The following is a 19,458-nucleotide window of genomic DNA, read 5'->3' on the forward strand; positions in this document are numbered from 1 at the left end:
GTTTTTGCAGGCTTATTTCAACGCCGCAAATGCCTTCTCGGCCGCATCCAGCGTGAGTTTCAGCTCTTCGTCGCCATGGGCGATGGAGGTGAAGCCGGCTTCGAATGCACTTGGCGCCAGGTACACGCCGCCTTCGAGCATCAAGTGGAAGAAGCGCTTGAAGCGATCAGCGTCGCTGGTCATTACGTCCTTAAAGGTGACGACCTCTTTCACATCGCTGAAATAGAGGCCGAACATCCCGCCCGCCTGGGTGGTCACGAACGGGATACCGGCGGCATCGGCGCGTTGCTGCAGGCCTTCGAGCAGGCGACGGGTGAAATCGCTCAGTTCGTCGTGGAAACCCGGACGGCTGATCAAACGCAGCGTGGTCAGGCCCGCAGCCATGGCCAGCGGATTGCCGGACAGTGTGCCCGCCTGATAAACCGGGCCGAGCGGGGCGATGTGCGACATGATTTCGCGTTTGCCGCCGAAGCAGCCGACCGGCATGCCGCCGCCGATGATCTTGCCGAAGGTGCTCAGGTCAGGCGTCACGTTGTAGTAAGCCTGGGCGCCGCCGAGAGCGACGCGGAAACCGGTCATCACTTCGTCGAAGATCAACACCACGCCATGCTCGTCGCACAGATCGCGCAGGCCTTGCAGATAACCCGGCGCTGGCGGCACGCAGTTCATGTTGCCGGCGACCGGCTCGACGATGATGCACGCCACTTCCGGGCCCACTTCGGCCAAAAGTTCTTTGACCGCTGCAAGGTCGTTGAACGGCACGGTCAGGGTGTGTTTGGCGAATGCTGCCGGCACGCCCGGCGAACTTGGCACGCCAAGGGTCAAAGCGCCGGAACCGGCCTTGACCAGCAGGCTGTCGGAATGGCCGTGGTAGCAGCCTTCGAACTTGATGATGCTGTCGCGACCCGTGTAACCCCGCGCCAGGCGGATGGCGCTCATGGTCGCTTCGGTGCCGGAGCTGACCATGCGCACCATTTCCATGGACGGCACGATCGAGCAGACCAGATCCGCCATCTCGGTTTCCATGGCGGTCGGCGCGCCGTAAGACAGGCCGTGTTGCAGCTGATTGCGTACCGCGTCGAGGACTTCCGGGTGACCATGACCCAGAATCATCGGGCCCCAGGAGCCGACGTAATCCACATAACGCTTGTCGTCTTCATCCGTCACATAGGCGCCGGCCGCATGCTTGAAGAACAGCGGCGTGCCGCCCACGCTCTTGAAAGCGCGAACCGGCGAGTTCACGCCACCGGGGATATGGACTTGAGCGTTGGCGAACAATGTTTCAGAACGGGACATGTGCAGGTCTCTACGTTTAAACGAAATAGGGGCGGGGCCTGATTCAGGAAACAGAGTCAGGCCCGTTTCAGTAAAGTATTGAAGGCGCGGGCGCGGCGGGTGACTTCCTGAGTGGTCTCGGCACCGAACAAACCGTGGACCACCGCCAGCAGATCGGCGCCGTGGGCGACCAATTGCGGAGCATTTTCAAGGGTGACGCCGCCAATCACTGCAATCGGCAAGTGAAAACGTGCGCGGGCCTGCTCCAGGATATCCAGCGCGATAGCCGGGGCGTCGGGTTTGGTTGTGGACGTGAAGAAGCGCCCGAATGCCACATAACTGGCGCCATCAGCCTTGGCTTGTTCGGCCAGCTCCAGGCTGCCATGGCAGGTGGCGCCGACAATCGCCTCGCGGCCAAGGATGGTGCGGGCGAGCGTCAACGAGCCATCGGTCTGGCCCAGATGCACGCCGACGCCAAGGCGCGAGGCCAGTTCGGCGTCGTCGTTGATGATCAGCCGGGTCTTGTACTGCTCGCACAGCTTGAGCAGGGCAGTGGCCTCGCGCAGTCGGCGTGACTCGTCGTTGCCCTTATCGCGGTACTGCAACAGGGTGACGCCGCCTTCAAGGGCGGCTTCGACGTAAGACAAAAACTTGCCCGCCAACAGCTGGCTGTCGGTAATGGCATACAGGCCACGTAGTTTCATTGATGGAGCCTCATGACGTGGCGTTACGAACAAAAATCCAGCGGCAGGCGGCGCGGAACGAACTGTCCCTTGCCCAGCTGTTCGGCGTCGCGCAACGTGCGCCAAGTGTAGTCGAGTGCAGATTTCACCGCGCTGACCAACTCCTCGCCATGCGCCAGACGGCCAGCCAGGGCACTGGCCAGCGTGCAACCGGAACCGTGATAACTGCCCGGCAGGCGCTGGCAGGTAAAGGTCCGGGTTTCGCCATTGCGTATATAAAGCCGGTTGTGGACTTCCTGCTCGTCGCCGTGACCGCCGGTAATCAGCAAGTGCTCGCAATAGGGCAGGAGCCGGGCGGCGCATTCATCCGCAGTGCCTTCGGGCAACTCGGCGAGAATCCTGGCTTCAGGCAGGTTCGGCGTGGCGATGGTGGCCAGCGGCAGCAGCCGTTCACGCATGGCGTAACCGACCTCATCCTTGCCGAGCCGACCACCGCCACCGGCGCGCAGGACCGGGTCGCAGACCAGCGGCAGATGCGGATGCGCCTGCAGCAGTTCGACGATGGTTTCAACCATTTCCAGAGAGCCGAGCATGCCGAGCTTGACCGCCGCGACCGTGGAATCGTTGAGCACGGCATTGGCTTGCGCCAGCACCCACTCGCGATCCAGGACGCGGAAATCGCTGACATTCACGGTGTCCTGGACGGTCAGGGCGGTGACCGCCGGAGCGGCATGGCAACCCTGGGCGAGCAGGGCTTCGATATCTGCCTGCAAACCGGCACCGCCACTAGGGTCGTGGCCGGAGAGACAGAGGACAACGGGGCGGGAACTATAGATATTCATGGTGCGCGAGCTTACCACTAAACGTTTTGCGCGGCCCTCGCCGAGCCCGGAATTTTCCTGCAGCGCAAATCGCAATTTCTACGCCTGCGTAGTGAAAATCCTTAAAGAGATTTTCTGCTGTTGAGCTAAGAGTGCCGGAATAGAGCCTTCGTCAGGATTGTAAACTGTTGGTGCCCAGTCACCATTGCCAGCTATGCTGTCAGCACGCTGATCTCTGGGCAGATTTTGCATGACCCTTTGTCGTTGTCGGTAAGCAGCCAGCCAATAAACAGGGTCACAACAAACGATAGCCACACCGAGACAAAGGCCTCACGGACGATCCGGACCTATTCCAATAAAACGAATTCGCAGGTATCGAAGCTCCAGTGGAAGGGGTATTCGCACGATCTGAACTGTTCGCCGGGGCCGTATGCGCTATTTGCTGTTAATGCTGGTTGCCTTATTGCCTCTATGGGCCGCCGCCGTCGAATTCGACGAAAACACCCGCACCCTCGCATTGGGTTCCAGGGCGCAAGTATTTGAAGACGTTGGCGGCCAGGCGACGATCGAGAGCGTCAGCTCGCCAGCCATGGCGGCATATTTCAAACCGCTCAAGCGCGCGACTTTGAATGCGGGCTATTCGCGCTCGGCTTTCTGGCTCAAGGTCGATCTGCACTACCGGCCCCACGATTCCGGCGCGCACCGGGACTGGCTGTTGGAAGTGGCCTTCCCGGCGCTGGATCATGTCGACCTGTTCCTTACCGACGAAACCGGCACCGCACGGCTGGTCAACAGTACCGGCGACATGCTGCCGTTTTCCAGTCGCCAGCTTAAACAGAACAATTACCTGTTCGAGTTCAGCGTCTTGCCCGAGCAGAGCAAGACCGTCTATCTGCGAGTGGCCAGCCTGGGTTCGATCCAGGTGCCGTTGAGCCTTTGGTCCGCTCGCGCGTATCTGGAAGACCAGCCGGCCCGGCTGTATTTTCTCGGCCTGCTGTATGGCGTGTTGCTGGTCATGCTGGTTTACAACCTGTGCATCTATATCGGCATGCGCGACGCCAGCTATCTGTATTACATCCTCTACATCGCGCCGTTCGGGCTGTATCAATTGGCGGTCCATGGCACCGGGGTCGAATTTCTCTGGCCGAATAACACCTGGTGGGCCAACGCGGCCCCGCCGTTCTTGATCGGCGCGTCGATGCTGTTTGCCTGCCAGTTCGCCCGCTCATTTCTGCATACCGCAGCCGTCGGGCGCTGGGTCGATCGTGGGCTGGCGCTGCTGATGGGGTTCGCCGGGCTGGTGGCGGTATTGGCGCTCAACCCGGATTACAGCCTCGCCCTGCGCCTGGCCAATATCTTGGTGCTGGCCTGCACGCTGGTGATCTTTGCGGCGGGATTCGCGGCAATCTTCAAAGGTGTGTACGTCGCGCGTTATTTTGTCATCGCCTGGTCGGCTTTTTTGATCGGCAGCGCCATCCACACCTGCATGCTGATGGGCTATCTGCCCAACACCTTCCTTACCATGTATGCCAATCAGATCGGCTCCGCACTGGAAGTCGCGCTGCTGTCGATGGCGCTGGCCGCGCGCATCAATCATGGCCGTGACGAACAGGCGCGGGTGCTGCAGCAAACCGGTGAAAAGCTGGAGCGACTGAATGAGCAGCTGGCCACCAGTAATCGCCTCAAAGATGAGTTTCTCGCCACGCTGACCCACGAACTTCGTACGCCAATGAACGGTGTGATCGGCTCGCTTGAGCTCATGCAAACCGTGAAAATGGACTCCGAGCTCGAGTCCTATCAGCAAACTGCAGCCTGTTCGGCGCAAAACATGATGCGCCTGGTCAACGGCATCCTGACCCTGACCGAGTTGCGCGCCGGGCGGGTGGGCGTTGCCGCCGAGTCGTTCAACCTGCGTGGGCTGTTGCAGTCGATGGCGGCTGATTTCAGCCCATTGGCCCAGGCGAAGGGCCTGGAATTCTTACTGGAACTGGACGAACCTTTGCCGGACAGCGTGCAAGGCGACCCCGGCAAGTTGCGCCAATGCCTGGAATGCCTTCTGGATAACGCGCTCAAGTTCACCAAGACCGGTTTCATCCAGATACGCGTTGGGGGCGTGCCGGCGGGCACCGGGGCTTTTCAGGTCAAGATCGAGGTGTTCGACAGCGGCATTGGTTTCGCTCGATTGAACGAAGCCGTCCCTTATCAGCGGTTTTTCCAGGTCGATGGCTCCATGACGCGCGAGTACGGCGGACTGGGAATCGGCCTGGCCATCTGCGCCCAACTGATCGAGTTGCAGGGCGGCGTGCTCAGTCACCAGTCCGAGCCGGGACGCGGCAGTTGTTTCGCGCTGAGCGTGCCGTTGCGGGTGCTTGACCGTCAGGCGCAGCTGCATTCGCAGGAACGTCGGGAAATCCTCTAACGACCTAGTTGCAGGGCAAAAGCGCCGGTATTTAGTCACGTACGGCACTTTTTAAACACCCGACTGCGTGGTTCACTGCGATTTATGGACCTGCCGCCCATGTCCGCAGCCGTGTTCCGTCAACAGGAGCCCCGTCATGAACCTGCATCAATTCGCCGAAACCCATGAAGTGACCAACCAGCCGCCGTCGCTGGACGGCAGTAACCTCTATCGCATCGACTTGCCTTTGCAAGACTGGTCCGAACGGTTTGGCGCGGGTTGGGCCGAGGCGCGGCTCGATGCCTACGGCGCGCTGGCGGGCGGGCCGTTGATGGAGGCGGGTTTTCTCGCCAACCAGAACAAACCGGTGTTCGTCAGCCATGACCGCTACGGCCATCGTATCGATCTGGTGGAGTTTCACCCGGCCTACCATCAACTGATGCGCACGGCCGTGGAACACGGCATTCCGTCCCTGCCCTGGACTCATCCGCAACCCGGCGCGCACGTGGCGCGGGCCGCCATGAGTTATCTGCACAGTCAGGCTGAGGCTGGCAGCGGTTGCCCGTTGACCATGACGTTCGCCAGCGTCCCGGCGCTGCGCATGCAGGCGGATCTCGCGCAAAGCTGGCTGCCGAAGATTCTCGCCACCGAGTACGACCCCCGTAACGTCGGCATGGCGCACAAGGCGGGCGTGACCATCGGCATGGCAATGACTGAGAAGCAGGGCGGCACCGACGTTCGGGCCAATACCACGCGGGCTTATCCGGTCGGCGCCGGTGGGCCCGGTCAGGCGTATGAACTGGTCGGACACAAATGGTTTTGCTCGGCGCCGATGTGCGATGCCTTCCTGACCCTGGCGCAGACTGACAAAGGCCTGACGTGTTTCCTGCTGCCGCGTCATCGTCCGGATGACAGCCGCAACGAGTTCTACATACAGCGCCTGAAGAACAAACTGGGCAATTGGTCCAACGCCTCCAGCGAAGTCGAGTTTCGCGGCGCGTTCGCCTGGATGCTGGGCGAAGAAGGCCGCGGCGTGCCGACCATCATCGAAATGGTCGCCATGACCCGCTTCGATTGCATGGTCGGTTCCAGTGCCTTGATGCGCCAGGCGTTGACCCAGGCCAGCCATCACTGCGCGCACCGAACCGTGGGCGGTCGCGTGCTCACTGAACAGCCATTGATGCAGAACGTTCTGGCCGACCTGGCGCTGGAAAGCGAAGCGGCATTGGCGCTGACCCTGCGCATGGGCCGCGCCCTGGATAATTTGCAGGATCCCCACGAGGCGCGCTTCGCCCGGCTGGTCACGGCGGTAGGCAAATACTGGATCTGCAAACGCGCCCCGGCGATGATCAACGAAGCTGCCGAATGCATGGGCGGCGCGGGTTATGTCGAAGAAAGCATCCTGCCGCGCCTGTATCGCGAAGCACCGGTCAACTCGACGTGGGAAGGCTCGGGCAACGTGCAATGCCTTGATGTGCTGCGGGCGCTGTCCAAGGAACCCGGCGTGCTGGACGCTTTGTTCACCGAGTTGGGCGACGGGCATGGCGATCAGGATCTGGCGATGCACATCGACCGGCTCAAGGCAGCGTTGCGCGATACCAGCGATATCCAGTATCGCGCCCGCCAGCTCACCGAAGACATTGCCTTGGCCTTGCAGGCCAAGTTATTGCTTGAAGCGGGTAATTCCGTGGTCAGCGATGGCTTCATCGCCAGCCGCCTGGCGTCGCGTAGCGGCGTTTACGGCGCGTTGCCCAGGGGCGTGGATGTCGAAGCGCTGGTGGCGAGGTCTGCGCCGCAGATGAGTTAATCCCGTAGGACCGGCTTTAGCCGGGAGGGCGTGCTCTACGGTTCGGTGTTTTGCTCAATGACGCGCCACTAGTGCCTTCCCTCGACGATGCAGGCAAGATGGAGGCCTGCAAGATCAGAAGGATACGAATCGTGACCCAAGCGTTTATTGTCGTTGAAACTGCCGAGCAAGCCGTGGATCGGCTCGCTGAACTGCACAAGACCGCAACCGAAGCGCTGAGCCAGGCCCTCAAGCGTTATCTCAAAGACCGTGTCGAGCCTGATGCCGAGCAGCGTGCGCTGTTCCGTTATCCGGAGATTCGGCTGACTTATCTGTGTCAGGGCGAAGTGCCACTTACCACCCGGGCTTACGCCAAAGTCCAGCTGCCGGGCACTTACAGCGTTACCGTGACCCACCCCGCAGCGTTCCGCAAATACCTGCTGGAACAGCTGGTGCCATTGATGAATGACTTCACCATCACGGTGGAAGTCGGCGTCAGCCAGCAGAATATTCCTTATCCGTATGTGGTCGAGCAGGGCGACGAGCTGGCCGGTTCCGGCGTGACCGCAGCGGCGCTGGCGCGGGTTTTCCCCAGCACTGACTTGTCCGCTGCCACCGACGGCATCGCCGATGGCCTGTACGACTGGGCCAACACTGATCCGTTGCCGCTGGCGTTGTTCGATGCCGCGCGCGTGGACTTCTCGTTGCGGCGCCTGGTGCATTACACCGGCAGCGACTGGCGCCACGTCCAACCCTGGATTCTGCTCACCAACTACCACCGTTACGTTGACCAGTTCATCGTCCACGGCCTGGAAAAACTCCGCGAAGACCCGCGTTTCGTGCGCATGGTCCTGCCGGGCAACGTCGTGGTCGAAAAGAGCATGGATCACGGCGAGGCGCAGGCCATCGTCGCCAGCGTGGTCTGGCACCGCTACCAGATGCCGGCCTATCACCTGATTGCCGCAGACGGACATGGCGTGACGCTGGTCAATATCGGCGTCGGCCCGTCCAACGCCAAGAACATCACCGATCACCTGGCCGTGCTGCGTCCGCATTGCTGGCTGATGATCGGCCACTGTGGCGGGCTGCGCCAATCCCAGACCATCGGCGACTACGTGCTGGCGCACGCCTACATGCGTCGCGACGGGATTCTCGACCGCGTGCTGCCGCCGCATATTCCCATCCCGGCCCTGGCCGAAGTGCAGCTCGCCTTGCAGGAGTCGGCGGCGCAAATCACCGGCGAACGTGGCGATGATCTGAAGAAACGCCTGCGCACCGGCACAGTCCTGACCTACGACGACCGCAACTGGGAATTGCGCTGGGCTCAGGAACGTCCGTTGATCAACCTGTCGCGGGCGGTTGCCGTGGACATGGAAAGCGGCACCATCGCTGCCCAGGGTTATCGTTTGCGGGTGCCTTATGGCACGTTGCTGTGCGTATCGGACAAGCCGTTGCACAGCGAAATCAAGCTGCCGGGCTCGGCCAATGCGTTCTACGAGCGTGCGGTCAGCCAGCATCTGAAGATCGGCATCGCTGCGCTGGATCTGCTGCGTACCGAGCTGAATTCGCTGCACTCGCGCAAATTGCGCAGCTTCGATGAGCCGCCGTTCCGTTGATCGGTTAGGCAATTAACGAAAGGGCCATTAAAGTGGCCCTTTCTGTTTGCCGAATCCTGAACTGTCATGTCCCGCATTCAACGCCCCGTTTCTCGCCGTCCCGCGCCCGCCAACCCTGGCGCTGGCCGTCGTATCGCCAAAGCTCCGCCCGCCGAACCGAAGCTGATTCTGTTCAACAAACCCTTCGATGTGCTGACCCAGTTCAGCGACGGGGAAGGGCGGGCGACGCTCAAGGATTTTATCGACATTCCCGGCATTTACCCGGCCGGACGGTTGGATCGGGACAGCGAAGGGCTGTTGCTGCTCACCAATGACGGCCAGCTACAGGCGCGTATCGCCGACCCGAAACACAAGCTGGCGAAAACCTATTGGGTACAAGTGGAAGGCGAGCCAAGCGCCGAGCAGTTGCAGCAATTGCGCGACGGCGTGCAACTCAATGACGGGCCGACGCTGCCCGCGCAGGCACGTCAGCTGGACGAACCGCAACTCTGGCCACGCAACCCACCGGTGCGCTTTCGCAAAAGTGTGCCGACCAGCTGGCTGGAACTGGTGATCAAGGAAGGCCGCAACCGCCAGGTGCGGCGCATGACCGCCGCCGTGGGCCTGCCGACGCTGCGTCTGGTGCGGGTCAGGATTGGTGACTGGACGCTGGAAGGGCTGGATCAAGGGCAGTGGCGGGAAGTGCCGGCGAAACTGTGAGCTCTATCCGCGTAGGAGGGGACTTGTCCCCGAAGGCGGTAGTTCAGGCGGTTAATCTTCCGGATTTTCGTTGTCAGGGCCATCGCATTCGGGGACAAGTCCCCTCCTACCGGTCGTTAGATATTCAGGAGCGAACTGCACAAATCCGGTAGGACCGGACTTGTCCGGGAAGACGTTGGCGCAGACACCGGATAGGTGTCGGGAGACGCGATGTCGGCCCATCCAACGCCATCGGGGACAAGTCCCCTCCTGCCGGTCGTTGGATTTAGGGCGTTCAGCTTTCTATATAAGCAATCACCACGGTCTTGATCACGAACGCCATGATCCCGAGTCCGAGCACGAAGAACAGGATGAAGGTGCCGAATCTGCCGGCCTTGGATTTCTTCGCCAGGTCCCAGACGATGAAGCCCATGAACCCGATCAGGATGGTGACCAGGATCGTCATCATCCATTCTTCGAAAACCGCAGGATCCATTTTTCATCTCCAGCACAAAGGCAGTGGGCGGCGATTATACGGCAACCGCGCCATCGCTCCCATGCGGCCCGATGGCGCGCATGATCAGCCGCGCAGATGGATCAGCGGCAATTCGGTACTGGCCAGCACCTGATTGAGCACGAAGCTCGACCTGACGCTGGTCACGCCTTCAATGCGCGTCAGGTGGCCCAGCAACAGTTTCTGGTAGTGATCCATGTCGGAGACCACTACTTTGAGCTGATAATCGGCGTCCATCCCCGTTACCAGGCTGCACTCAAGCACCTGCGGCAGGTTGCGAATGTGCATCTCGAAGTTTTCGAATCGCTCGGGCGTGTGTCGATCCATGCCGATCAAGACGTAAGCGGTCAGGTTCAAGCCCAGTTTCTTGCGGTCCAGCAAGGCGACCTGGCGGACGATATAGCCGTCATCTTCAAGCTGCTTGACCCGGCGCGAGCAAGGCGAAGGCGACAGGCCGATGCGTTCAGCCAGTTCTTGATTGGAGATGCGCGCGTCGCGCTGCAATTCAGCCAAAATGCTCAAGTCGTACCTGTCGAGTTTGCTCACTAAGATCACCTTTCTAGGTTAAATTGCGCGGAATTATCTATCTGAAGTTAAAAATTGCGCAAGTGATGTTTTATTGAGCAATTTTAGCAATCCCCTGCCGGTGCCTCAGGCCTATTCTTTTAAACAGAATCACTGCCCGGACATAGCGTCCAGCGCGGCTCGCCAAATCAGGCCAGCTGCGGCCTCCAGCCCCAAAGGGTTGGCAAGGCCCCCGGGCTACATACTGTCCAGAAGACGGCATGAGGTGAGCCGACGCCACAAGCGTTGAGCCAGGACGAAATTTTCAAGGGGGGGCCGCGAGGTCCCCTTTTTCTTTGTGCCCGGATTATGTCCGACAGTGATGGCGTACTGATAGAGTGCGCCGAACGACGCGTCTACAACGCAGTCTTATTTATGTGCATCCGCGCACATCCGCGTCCCAGTGAGGAAATCATGAAATCAGGCATCTGGCATTTGGCAGGTGTAAGCCTGTTGTGTCTGAGCATCAGCGCTCAGGCATTGGCTGAGGATCAGGGCCAGGGTCCGCGTGAACAAAACCGCGGCAACTCCGACAATGGCGGCGGGCAGGGACGCGAGCAGAATAACGCCGGACAGCAATACCAGCAGCAGCGCCAGCAACAACAGCAGCAGATGCAACAGCAGCAAGGCCAACAGCGTCAGGTCGAGCGCCAGCAGCAACAGCAGATTCAACAGCAGCAAGGCCAGCAACGTCAGGTCGAGCGCGAGCAACAGCAGCAGATTCAACAGCAGCAAGGCCAGCAGCGTCAGGTCGAGCGCCAGCAGCAACAGCAGATTCAACAACAGCAGGTCCAGCAGCGTCAGCAGGACCAACAGAACCAGCGCCTGCAAAACCAGCAACAGCAAAACCAGCAGCGGCAGATTCAGGAACAGCAGAATCAGCAGCGCCAGGTCGAGCGTCAGCAGTTGCAGCAGCGTCAGAACAATCTGCCGATCCAGAGCGGTCCCGGCGAATCGCGCCAGACCCAGCAACCGCGCCAGGGCTATTACAACGACAACGGCAACAACCGCAATCGACAGGCGGGCGGTAATTATCGTCCCAATGATCATTGGGACGGCCGACCGGATGGTCACGGCAACGGCTGGGGCCCAGGCCCGCAATATCGCCCGGGCCACGTGATTGATCGCGTGCCTTCGGATTACTCGCGGGTGCCGTATCGCGGTCAGGATTACTTCTATTCGGGCGGCTACTGGTATCGTCCGGACGGCCCGCGTTACGTGGTGGTGACGCCGCCTTATGGCGCTCGCGTGCGCAGCCTGCCGTCCTATTCCCAGGAAGTGGTGATTGGCAGTTCGCTGTTTTTCCTGGCGGCCGGCACTTACTACATGTATCAGAACGATACGCAGGAATACATCGTGACCACGCCGCCGCAGCCGGTTCAGTCGGGCGGTTATGCCCAGCCGATCGGTCAGGGCAGCCCTTACGATCCGGTTGCGTACCCGGCCAATGGCCAGAGCCCCGAGCAGATCGAACAGGACCGTTACGATTGCTATCGCTGGTCCGTGGAGCAAAGCAGCTTCGATCCGGCCAATCCGGGCTATCAGCCCGCCCCGGCGATGATTCAGGTGTACCGCCGCTCGATGGTGGCGTGCCTCATGGATCGCGGCTACGCCATCAACTGATCAGACCGGTGCTGGCTGCACGACTTCCTGCGGGTCGGCGTGCACCAGCACTTCGGCCTTCGGGTATGCCTGATGGATAGCGTCGGCGGCCTGATCGGAAATCGTATGCGCCGCTGACAGGCTCAAACTGCCCGGCAATTCCAGATGCAGCTGCACAAACCAGTGATTGCCGGAAATCCGCGTGCGCAGGTCATGAGCGCCCAGTACGCCCGGTACGGCACAGGCCAGTTCCAGCATGTGCGCGCTGACATCCACCGGCAACTCCTCGTCCATCAACACCGCCACGGTTTCCCGCGCGATCTGAAAGGCGCTCCAGAGAATGTACACCGCAATCCCCAGCCCGAAATACGCATCCAGCTGCGGCCAGCCATACCACGCCAGCAGCAGCGCAACGAGGATGCTGAAGTTCAACAGCAAGTCGGAACGGTAATGCAGCGAGTCAGCGCGAATCGCCGCTGAACCGGTTTCCTTGACGACTTTGTGTTGCAGGATCAGCAGCGCCACGGTCAGGGCAAACGACAGCAGCATCACCACGATGCCCAGTCCCGGCGCGCCGAGTTCCTGCGGGTGTTGAATGCGGTCGACGGCCTGATACGCAATCAGGCAGGCACTGACCGCAATGAACAACGCCTGGGCCATGCCCGACAGCGCCTCGGCTTTGCCGTGACCGTAACGGTGATCGTCATCGGCCGGGCGCAGGGCGTAATGCACCGCGAGCAGATTCAGGAACGAAGCCGCGCCATCGAGCAGCGAGTCGGTCAGCCCGGCCAGCAGGCTGACCGAACCACTGAGCCACCAGGCAACGGCCTTGGCAATAATCAGGATGCTGGCAACGGCCAGCGAGGCACGGGTTGCCAGCCGCATCAGGCGGGCGTGTTCAACGCTGGTACTCATGGTGCTTCCTTCAACTCACATTCAGGCCGAAGGCACCAGGCCCAGCGTTGCCAACTGCTGCACGCTGCCGCGATGCTGGATCAGGCGCGGGTCATTGAGCGGCAAGGTGCGGCCCAGCTCGGTTTCGATGATGGCTTGCAGCTTGAGGTTGTCGACGCTGCCGTCAGCGTTGATCGCCGGTTGCAGCTTCTGCGGGTCGATCTGCGCGTGCTCGCCTGGGGCGTAGTAGATCGCGCCGCTGGCGAAGTCGACGGCGAAGGCGATCAAGCCGGGAATCACGTAGAACAGCAGGCCGACAGCATCAAGTACGGCAATTGCCGGATCGATCTTGCCATCGATCTGACCGCGCCGATCAGGATAGAAAATGCTGCCACACGCAGTGAGTTGAGTAAGCAGCGTCGCGACCATAACGCCGCCGATGAAACGAGAAGGAATGCGCATGACAATCTCCATGAAGTGAAGTGGCAACTATACAAGGCAAAGACCACAGGGCTATGACTATTGCTTCATCTTGGGATTCTGAAATCTGTTGGAGCGAGGCTTGCCCGCGAAGAACGATAACGCGGTGTATCTCGACTATCGAGGTACCTGATTCGCGGGCAAGCCCGGCTCCAACGGGAATTTGCTGTTGCGAATGAACGTATAATCAGCCGCCTGTTCTGGAGCAGCCATGATTTCCTTACCCATCGATGCCGTTTTACCTGATTTGCGCCAGGCGTTGGCCGCCCGCCATGAAGCGGTGCTTGAAGCGCCGCCGGGTGCCGGTAAAACCACGCGGGTGCCTTTGGCGCTGCTGGAAGAAACCTGGCTCGCCGGGCAAACCATTCTCATGCTCGAACCCAGGCGGCTGGCGGCGCGGGCGGCGGCTGAACGGCTGGCCAGTGAACTGGGCGAAAAGGTCGGCGAAACCGTTGGCTATCGCATCCGCCTGGAAAGCCGGGTCGGCCCCAATACGCGTATCGAAGTGGTCACCGAAGGCATTCTGACCCGGCGCTTGCAGGACGATCCGGCCCTGGAAGGCGTTGGCCTGTTGATCTTCGATGAGTTCCACGAACGCAGCCTCGACGCCGATCTGGCCCTGGCCCTCAGCCTTAACGGCCGTGAATTGTTTCGCGACGATCAGCCGCTGAAGATCCTGCTGATGTCGGCAACGCTGGAGGGCGAGCGCCTGTCCAGTCTGCTCGACGATGCCCCGGTGGTGCGCAGCGACGGGCGCATGTTCCCGGTGCAGATGCGCTGGAGTCGGCCATTTCAGCCGGGGGAATTCGTCGAGCCCCGAGTGGTGCAGACCGTACTGGATGCCCTCAACGATGAAACCGGCAGTCTGCTGGTGTTCCTGCCGGGGCAGGCGGAGATTCGTCGGGTCAATCAGCAACTGGCCGAAGCATTGGGCACGCGGCCCGATATTCTGCTCTGCCCCCTGCATGGCGAGCTGGATCTGAGCGCCCAACGCGCCGCCATCGAACCCGCGCCCAAAGGCATTCGCAAGGTAGTGCTGGCGACCAACATCGCCGAAACCAGCTTGACTATTGATGGCGTGCGGGTGGTGATCGATGCCGGATTGGCGCGGGTGCCGCGTTTCGATCCCGGTAGCGGCATGACGCGTCTGGACACTCAGCGGATCTCCCGCGCCAGCGCCACGCAGCGCGCCGGTCGTGCGGGGCGTCTGGAGCCGGGCGTGTGTTATCGGCTGTGGTCCGAAGCTCAGCATGAGCAACTTGCGGCCTACGGCACGGCGGAAATCCTCCAGGCGGATCTTGCCGGACTGGCGCTGCAACTGGCCCGCTGGGGTGTAACGCCGCCGCAACTGGTCTGGCTCGATGTTCCTCCAGCGGCGGCCTTTGGCCAGGCGCAGGATTTGCTCGGTCGCCTCGGGGCGCTGACCGTCAAGCCCGGCGAGGAGCGCAAACTCACGCCTCACGGGCAAGCCATGGCGGAACTGCCTGCCCATCCGCGAATCGGCCATCTATTGCTGCGCGGTCAGGCGTTGGGCCTGGGCGCGCTGGCCTGCGACGTGGCGGCGTTATTGGGCGAGCGCGACATTCTGCGCGGCGCGGGCGCGGATCTGCACAGCCGCCTGCATCTGCTTTCCGGCAGCGAGCGCCCGCGTGGATCGCAAGGCGGCGCGCAGCGCGCCAAACAACTGGCCCGGCAATATCGCGGCTATTTGCGCGGCGCCGCGACTGAACCGGTCAGTGATCCCGAACATTCGCGCTGGCTGGGCGCATTGCTGGCTTTGGCTTATCCGGATCGGGTGGCGCAGCAGCGTCGGGCTGGCGGTGCCGAATATCGACTGGCCAATGGCCGGGCCGCGTTGTTCGCCGAAGCCGACGCCTTGATGAAACAGCCTTGGCTGGTGGTCGCCGATCTGGGCAGTCGCCAGGGCCAGCGTGAAGAGCGCATCTACCTTGCCGCCGAGTTCGATCCGGCATTGTTTGATTCGGTCTTGGCCGAGCAGGTTGTGGTGCTCGATCAACTGGATTGGGACGAACGCGAAGGCGTGTTCCGCGCCGAGCGTCAGCGCAAGGTCGGCGAGCTGATCCTCAGTCGCGAGCCACTGACCGGTCTGGATGAGTCCGCCAAAGGTCAGGCATTGCTGGTGCTGGTGCGGCGCAGAGGGCTGGAACTGCTGCCATGGACGCCGGAACTGCGCCAATGGCAGGCGCGGGTCGGGCTGCTGCGGCAACTGGATTTGCAGGGTAAGGACTCCAGCGAATGGCCGGATGTGAGCAACGCAGGCTTGCTGGAACAGCTCGAAAACTGGTTGCTGCCGTACTTGGGCAAAGTGCAGCGGCTCAGTCATTTCAGCAATCTGGACTTGTCGTCGATCCTGCATAACCTGCTGCCCTGGCCGCTACCCCAGCGTCTTGATGAGCTGGCGCCGCATCATCTGAGTGTGCCGTCCGGGTCGTCGGTGCGCCTGGATTACAGCGAACATCCGCCGATTCTCGCGGTGCGCCTGCAAGAGCTGTTCGGTCTGGCCGACACCCCACGCATCGCCAATGGTCGGCAGATCGTCAAGCTGCACCTGCTGTCACCCGCGCGCCGCCCGGTGCAGGTCACCCAGGACCTGGCCAACTTCTGGCGCAGCACCTATGCCGAAGTGAAGAAAGACCTCAAAGGCCGCTACCCGAAACATTACTGGCCCGATGATCCATTGATTGCCGAACCCACGGCGCGGATCAAACCGAGGAAGTCATAGGCGGTTCGGCGCTGCGGGCAACAAAAACCGCCCGATCACCGGCAAGTGATCGGAGATCAACAGCGTGTCTTCCCGACGGACCCGGGCATCCACGCGTTTGAGGTGCGGGCTGTAGAACAGATAATCCACGGTCCGATCCGGGCCGCTGATGCTTGGGTCGTTGGGGAAATGGGTCAGCCATTTGCTGCGATCGATGCCGCCGACTTCGGTGTTGTCAGGGATCATCGGGTATTTGTCCCACAGCACATGCAGCGCACTGTCCGCCTGGTAGCGGCTGCGCTGTTCCGGCGGCAGCCGGCGGTATTGGCCGAGGGGCAACAGGTTGAAATCCCCACCGATGAGCCACGGCGTGCCGCTGCTTTCGAATTTGTCCAGCAACTGACTGGTGGCCTGCACCTGACGCTGTTGCGTGTCGGTGCCCTGGGCCAAGCGATCCAGATGAGTGTTGATCACCGCCATCTGACCACCGTCACGCAACGACAAATAGCTGACCAACAAGGCGCGTTTGGGTTGAAACTGGCGCGCCAGCAGGTTGCTGTCCTGAATCGGTAACTGGATGCGCTCGGCGCGTTCGATGTGATAGCGGCTCAGGGTCGCCAGCTTGGTGCCGACGCTGCCGAAGATGTGCGGCAGCGGGACAAAGTCAGCTTTCCAGTCAAACGCCTGGCTGCTGCATGGGTACAAATCGGTGACCCGTTCCTGAAGCAGCGCGAGCTGATCGGCGTAGTCGGTGTTCTTGGCGCCGTCGCTGACTTCCTGAAGCAGGACGATGTCCGGCTGTTCGTCACGAATGACCCGCGCGACTTCATCGAGGTTATAGGCCAGATCCTCGGGCGTAGGCCGTTCATCCGCGCCGCTGCCATCGTCCAGGTCATACCAGAACACATAGCGTTTGCCCGCCAGGTACTGGATGTTCCAGGTCATGACCTTCAAGGCTTGTCCCGGCACCAGCGAAGGCGCTTGAAGCTTCGGGTTGCAGGTCACGGGCAAGTGCTCGTGGGCGGCGGGGCGCCAGGTCACGCTGTAGACAAAGCCGATAAACAGGCCGGTCAACAGCACGACAATGACGAGAAGGCGGGCTTTCACGCCGGTTGTCCTGGTTCGCTGACCAACATGAACAGGCGAAACATCACCACGCTGGTAAACAGTTGCAGGAAGCTGCTGATGCTGTCGATCGCCAGCGTGACCGGCGCGCTTTGAGGTTCCGGCAGCAGGAACAGGCCGATGCCTTCGAGCACCGACAACGGCAGATAAACACACAGCACACAGGCCAGGATGCGCACGAACTGGCCCTTGGTCAGCAGCAGGCTTTCGCGCATCGCGGCCAGCGGTGTCAGGCCGCGCAGCACCAGCAGATACTCGGAAAATGCCAGTTTGACCATGATGTACACGCCGGGAATGATGAACATCGACAGGCCGAACATGATCAGCAGCGTGCTCAACGCCGACAGCACGGCAAAGGTCGGCCACAGGCGCAGGGCCATGGCGAACAGGTCGCGTTTGTGGGGTTCTTCGCCCCGGCTGCGGGCGTCCAGAAACAGAATCAGCGCGCCGGTATACAGCGGATAAAACAACAGGCCGACCAGCAGTTCATAAGCGGGGGACGCCTCTGCCGCCAGCGCGTTGCCCAGCGCCTGTTTGGCCAAGGCTTCGAGTACCACCAGCGGCAGACAGAGCAGCAGAATGCTCGTCAGGTTGCGCCGGAAAAAATACAACGAGTCTTGCAGAACGATCAGCGGGTTCATGGAATCGGGTCGCAGAGTAAAAGCAGGTGGTCACTTTAGCCCATGCACCCCAGCGAACCAAGGGCGGGCCAGAGCGCTCGCGGCATTCTTAACATTTGCGTACAGCCATTGAAACGCTATGGATCAGCCCCATTACCTTGCGTACGTCTGATCATTGGGTCAGGCGACGATATTTAACGGCAATCTAACGAGGTCGCCATGAACAGCGAAGAGCAAACCCTGATCGATGGTCTTTTCTCGAAACTGAAAAGTGCCGAAACCGCTTCAGCCCCACGCGATGCGCAGGCCGAAGCCAGGATCAAGGAGCATCTCACCCAGCAGCCCGCGGCCCCTTATTACATGGCGCAGGCCATTCTGGTGCAGGAAGCGGCAGTCAATCAGTTGAACCTGCAGGTCAAGCAGCGCGACGAGCAGATTCAGCAGCTTCAGGCCGAGTTGCAGCAGGCCAAGGCGCAATCTTCAGCGGCACCGGCCCCCAGCGGAGGTGGCTTTTTGTCGAGCATCTTTGGTGGTGGCAACTCCCAGCAGCCGCAGCAGCAGGCGCGGCCGAGCAACCCGTCGTCTTCGGGCGGCTGGCGCGATGGTCCGGCCAGCCCGCCGCCTGGCAACTTCCAGCAAGGTAATCCGCAACAAGGCAATTTCCAGCAAGGTAACTATGCCGCGCCGCAACAGCAGGCTCCGGCAGCACCGATGGGCAGCGGCTTTCTGGGCGGCGCCTTGAAAACAGCAGCCGGCGTGGCGGGCGGCGTGATGCTGGCCCAAGGCATCAGCAGCATGTTCGGTCATCACGAGCAGCCGCAGGAAGTGGTCGAAGTGATCAAGGAAGAGCCGGAACAAGTCGCCGATCATGGCAACAGCGACAACGGCAACAGTTGGGGCAACGATCAACAGCGCACCAGCGACAACGACGTCAACGGCAACCAGGACAGCTACGCCGACAGCGGCTACGACGATGGCGGTGGCGATGACATGTTTGGCGATGATGATTCGTTTGTCTGATTGAAGAGCTGTGAGGGGACTTGTCCCCGAAGGCGCCAGTGCAGGCGCTGAAGATAGTGCTCGGCAACATCGACGCCCTCCCGGCTAAAGCCGGTCCTACGGCTGACGCGAAACTGGCATACTGGGCGCCGATCCACTTCTGGATCGGCGTCATGAGGATTTCCGGTGAAGAAGATCGCAGTGTTCGCCGATGTACAGAACCTCTATTACACCGTTCGTCAGGCACATGGCTGCCATTTCAGTTACGCGGCGTTGTGGGCTGATATCAGCCAGCGCGGCGAAATCGTGCAGGCTTACGCCTATGCCATCGACCGTGGCGACAGCAAACAGCAGCAATTTCAGCAGATCCTGCGCAACCTGGGTTTCATCGTAAAACTCAAGCCGTACATCCAGCGCAGCGACGGCTCGGCCAAGGGCGACTGGGATGTGGGCATCACCATCGATATCATGGACATCGCCTCGCAAGTGGACGAAGTGGTGCTGGCGTCGGGTGATGGCGATTTCGATTTGCTGCTCGAACACATCATCAACAAGCATGGCGTCGAGGCGGTCGCTTACGGCGTACCCGGTTTGACCGCCAACTCGTTGATCCGCGCCGCCACGCGCTATGTGCCGATCGAAGGTTCGCTGCTGCTGCGCAACTGACGCAAACAGATTCAC

At 61.1% G+C, this 19,458-nt stretch carries 17 protein-coding genes and 1 pseudogene; 8 read left to right on the forward strand and 10 right to left on the reverse strand.

Annotated elements, in window-relative coordinates:
• Positions 1-12: 12 nt before the first annotated feature.
• The 3 genes from hemL to CFII64_RS11590 are packed head-to-tail and all read right to left on the reverse strand — an operon-like array spanning position 13 to position 2,800.
• A complete protein-coding gene (gene hemL, locus CFII64_RS11580) occupies positions 13-1,296 on the reverse strand; it encodes a glutamate-1-semialdehyde 2,1-aminomutase (RefSeq protein WP_020290964.1) in 1,284 nt (427 codons plus the stop codon).
• A gap of 56 nt (positions 1,297-1,352) precedes the next feature.
• A complete protein-coding gene (gene thiE / locus CFII64_RS11585) occupies positions 1,353-1,979 on the reverse strand; it encodes a thiamine phosphate synthase (protein WP_020290965.1) in 627 nt (208 codons plus the stop codon).
• Between the two features lie 23 nt (positions 1,980-2,002).
• A complete protein-coding gene (locus CFII64_RS11590; RefSeq protein WP_020290966.1) occupies positions 2,003-2,800 on the reverse strand; it encodes a hydroxymethylpyrimidine/phosphomethylpyrimidine kinase in 798 nt (265 codons plus the stop codon).
• A gap of 409 nt (positions 2,801-3,209) precedes the next feature.
• Here CFII64_RS11590 and CFII64_RS11595 point away from each other — a divergent pair.
• From CFII64_RS11595 to CFII64_RS11610, 4 genes and pseudogenes are all read left to right on the forward strand, one after another.
• Positions 3,210-5,153, forward strand: a pseudogene (locus CFII64_RS11595) (sensor histidine kinase); the annotation flags it as partial.
• A gap of 181 nt (positions 5,154-5,334) precedes the next feature.
• On the forward strand, positions 5,335-6,984 hold the full coding sequence (locus CFII64_RS11600) for an acyl-CoA dehydrogenase family protein (protein ID WP_020290968.1): 1,650 nt from the start codon (positions 5,335-5,337) through the stop codon (positions 6,982-6,984).
• Positions 6,985-7,082: 98 nt separating this feature from the next.
• On the forward strand, positions 7,083-8,579 hold the full coding sequence (gene amn / locus CFII64_RS11605; protein ID WP_177325413.1) for an AMP nucleosidase: 1,497 nt from the start codon (positions 7,083-7,085) through the stop codon (positions 8,577-8,579).
• 132 nt (positions 8,580-8,711) lie between these two features.
• Positions 8,712-9,278: a pseudouridine synthase gene (locus CFII64_RS11610; protein WP_177325414.1), complete on the forward strand. Its 567-nt coding sequence runs from the start codon at positions 8,712-8,714 to the stop codon at positions 9,276-9,278.
• Between the two features lie 274 nt (positions 9,279-9,552).
• Here the strand turns inward: CFII64_RS11610 and CFII64_RS11615 are convergent, their stop codons facing one another.
• The 3 genes from CFII64_RS11615 to CFII64_RS30045 form a co-directional block, all read right to left on the reverse strand.
• Positions 9,553-9,753: a DUF2788 domain-containing protein gene (locus tag CFII64_RS11615; RefSeq protein ID WP_020290971.1), complete on the reverse strand. Its 201-nt coding sequence runs from the start codon at positions 9,751-9,753 to the stop codon at positions 9,553-9,555.
• Positions 9,754-9,837: 84 nt separating this feature from the next.
• Positions 9,838-10,317 (reverse strand): Lrp/AsnC family transcriptional regulator, encoded by a 480-nt coding sequence (locus tag CFII64_RS11620; RefSeq protein ID WP_020290972.1) that lies wholly within the window; start codon positions 10,315-10,317, stop codon positions 9,838-9,840.
• Positions 10,318-10,755: 438 nt separating this feature from the next.
• On the reverse strand, positions 10,756-11,298 hold the full coding sequence (locus tag CFII64_RS30045) for a hypothetical protein (RefSeq protein WP_044901315.1): 543 nt from the start codon (positions 11,296-11,298) through the stop codon (positions 10,756-10,758).
• Here CFII64_RS30045 and CFII64_RS30050 point away from each other — a divergent pair.
• Entirely contained in the window at positions 11,242-11,958 is a 717-nt protein-coding gene (locus CFII64_RS30050; protein ID WP_020290974.1) for a DUF6515 family protein, read from the forward strand. The genes CFII64_RS30045 and CFII64_RS30050 overlap by 57 nt on opposite strands.
• Here CFII64_RS30050 and CFII64_RS11635 read toward each other — a convergent pair whose 3' ends face one another.
• Positions 11,959-12,852 (reverse strand): cation diffusion facilitator family transporter, encoded by an 894-nt coding sequence (locus tag CFII64_RS11635; RefSeq protein ID WP_020290975.1) that lies wholly within the window; start codon positions 12,850-12,852, stop codon positions 11,959-11,961.
• A gap of 21 nt (positions 12,853-12,873) precedes the next feature.
• Complete coding sequence (locus CFII64_RS11640; protein WP_020290976.1) at positions 12,874-13,293, reverse strand: hypothetical protein; 420 nt, start codon at positions 13,291-13,293, stop codon at positions 12,874-12,876.
• A 229-nt stretch (positions 13,294-13,522) separates the two neighbouring features.
• On the opposite strand from CFII64_RS11640, the gene hrpB reads away from it, so the two are divergent.
• Entirely contained in the window at positions 13,523-16,054 is a 2,532-nt protein-coding gene (gene hrpB, locus CFII64_RS11645; RefSeq protein WP_020290978.1) for an ATP-dependent helicase HrpB, read from the forward strand.
• Here hrpB and CFII64_RS11650 read toward each other — a convergent pair.
• A complete protein-coding gene (locus tag CFII64_RS11650) occupies positions 16,049-17,140 on the reverse strand; it encodes an endonuclease/exonuclease/phosphatase family protein (RefSeq protein ID WP_020290979.1) in 1,092 nt (363 codons plus the stop codon). The two genes, hrpB and CFII64_RS11650, sit on opposite strands and share 6 nt — an antisense overlap.
• Positions 17,137-17,799, reverse strand: a complete 663-nt coding sequence (locus CFII64_RS11655) for a YciC family protein (protein ID WP_020290980.1) — start codon at positions 17,797-17,799, stop codon at positions 17,137-17,139. The genes CFII64_RS11650 and CFII64_RS11655 overlap by 4 nt, the downstream gene beginning before the upstream one ends.
• Before the next feature lie 198 nt (positions 17,800-17,997).
• Here CFII64_RS11655 and CFII64_RS11660 point away from each other — a divergent pair, with 198 nt between their 5' ends.
• Both CFII64_RS11660 and CFII64_RS11665 read left to right on the forward strand, forming a co-directional pair.
• Positions 17,998-18,798 carry a DUF2076 domain-containing protein gene (locus tag CFII64_RS11660; RefSeq protein WP_020290981.1) on the forward strand — a complete coding sequence of 267 codons (801 nt, stop codon included), beginning with the start codon at positions 17,998-18,000 and terminating at the stop codon, positions 18,796-18,798.
• A 165-nt stretch (positions 18,799-18,963) separates the two neighbouring features.
• The gene (locus CFII64_RS11665; RefSeq protein ID WP_020290982.1) at positions 18,964-19,443 is read left to right on the forward strand and encodes an NYN domain-containing protein; all 480 of its coding nucleotides are present in this window, start codon (positions 18,964-18,966) and stop codon (positions 19,441-19,443) included.
• The last annotated feature ends 15 nt before the right edge of the window (positions 19,444-19,458 follow it).

It is taken from the genome of Pseudomonas sp. CFII64 (genome assembly GCF_000416235.1).
In the GTDB taxonomy this organism is placed as follows: Bacteria; Pseudomonadota; Gammaproteobacteria; order Pseudomonadales; family Pseudomonadaceae; genus Aquipseudomonas.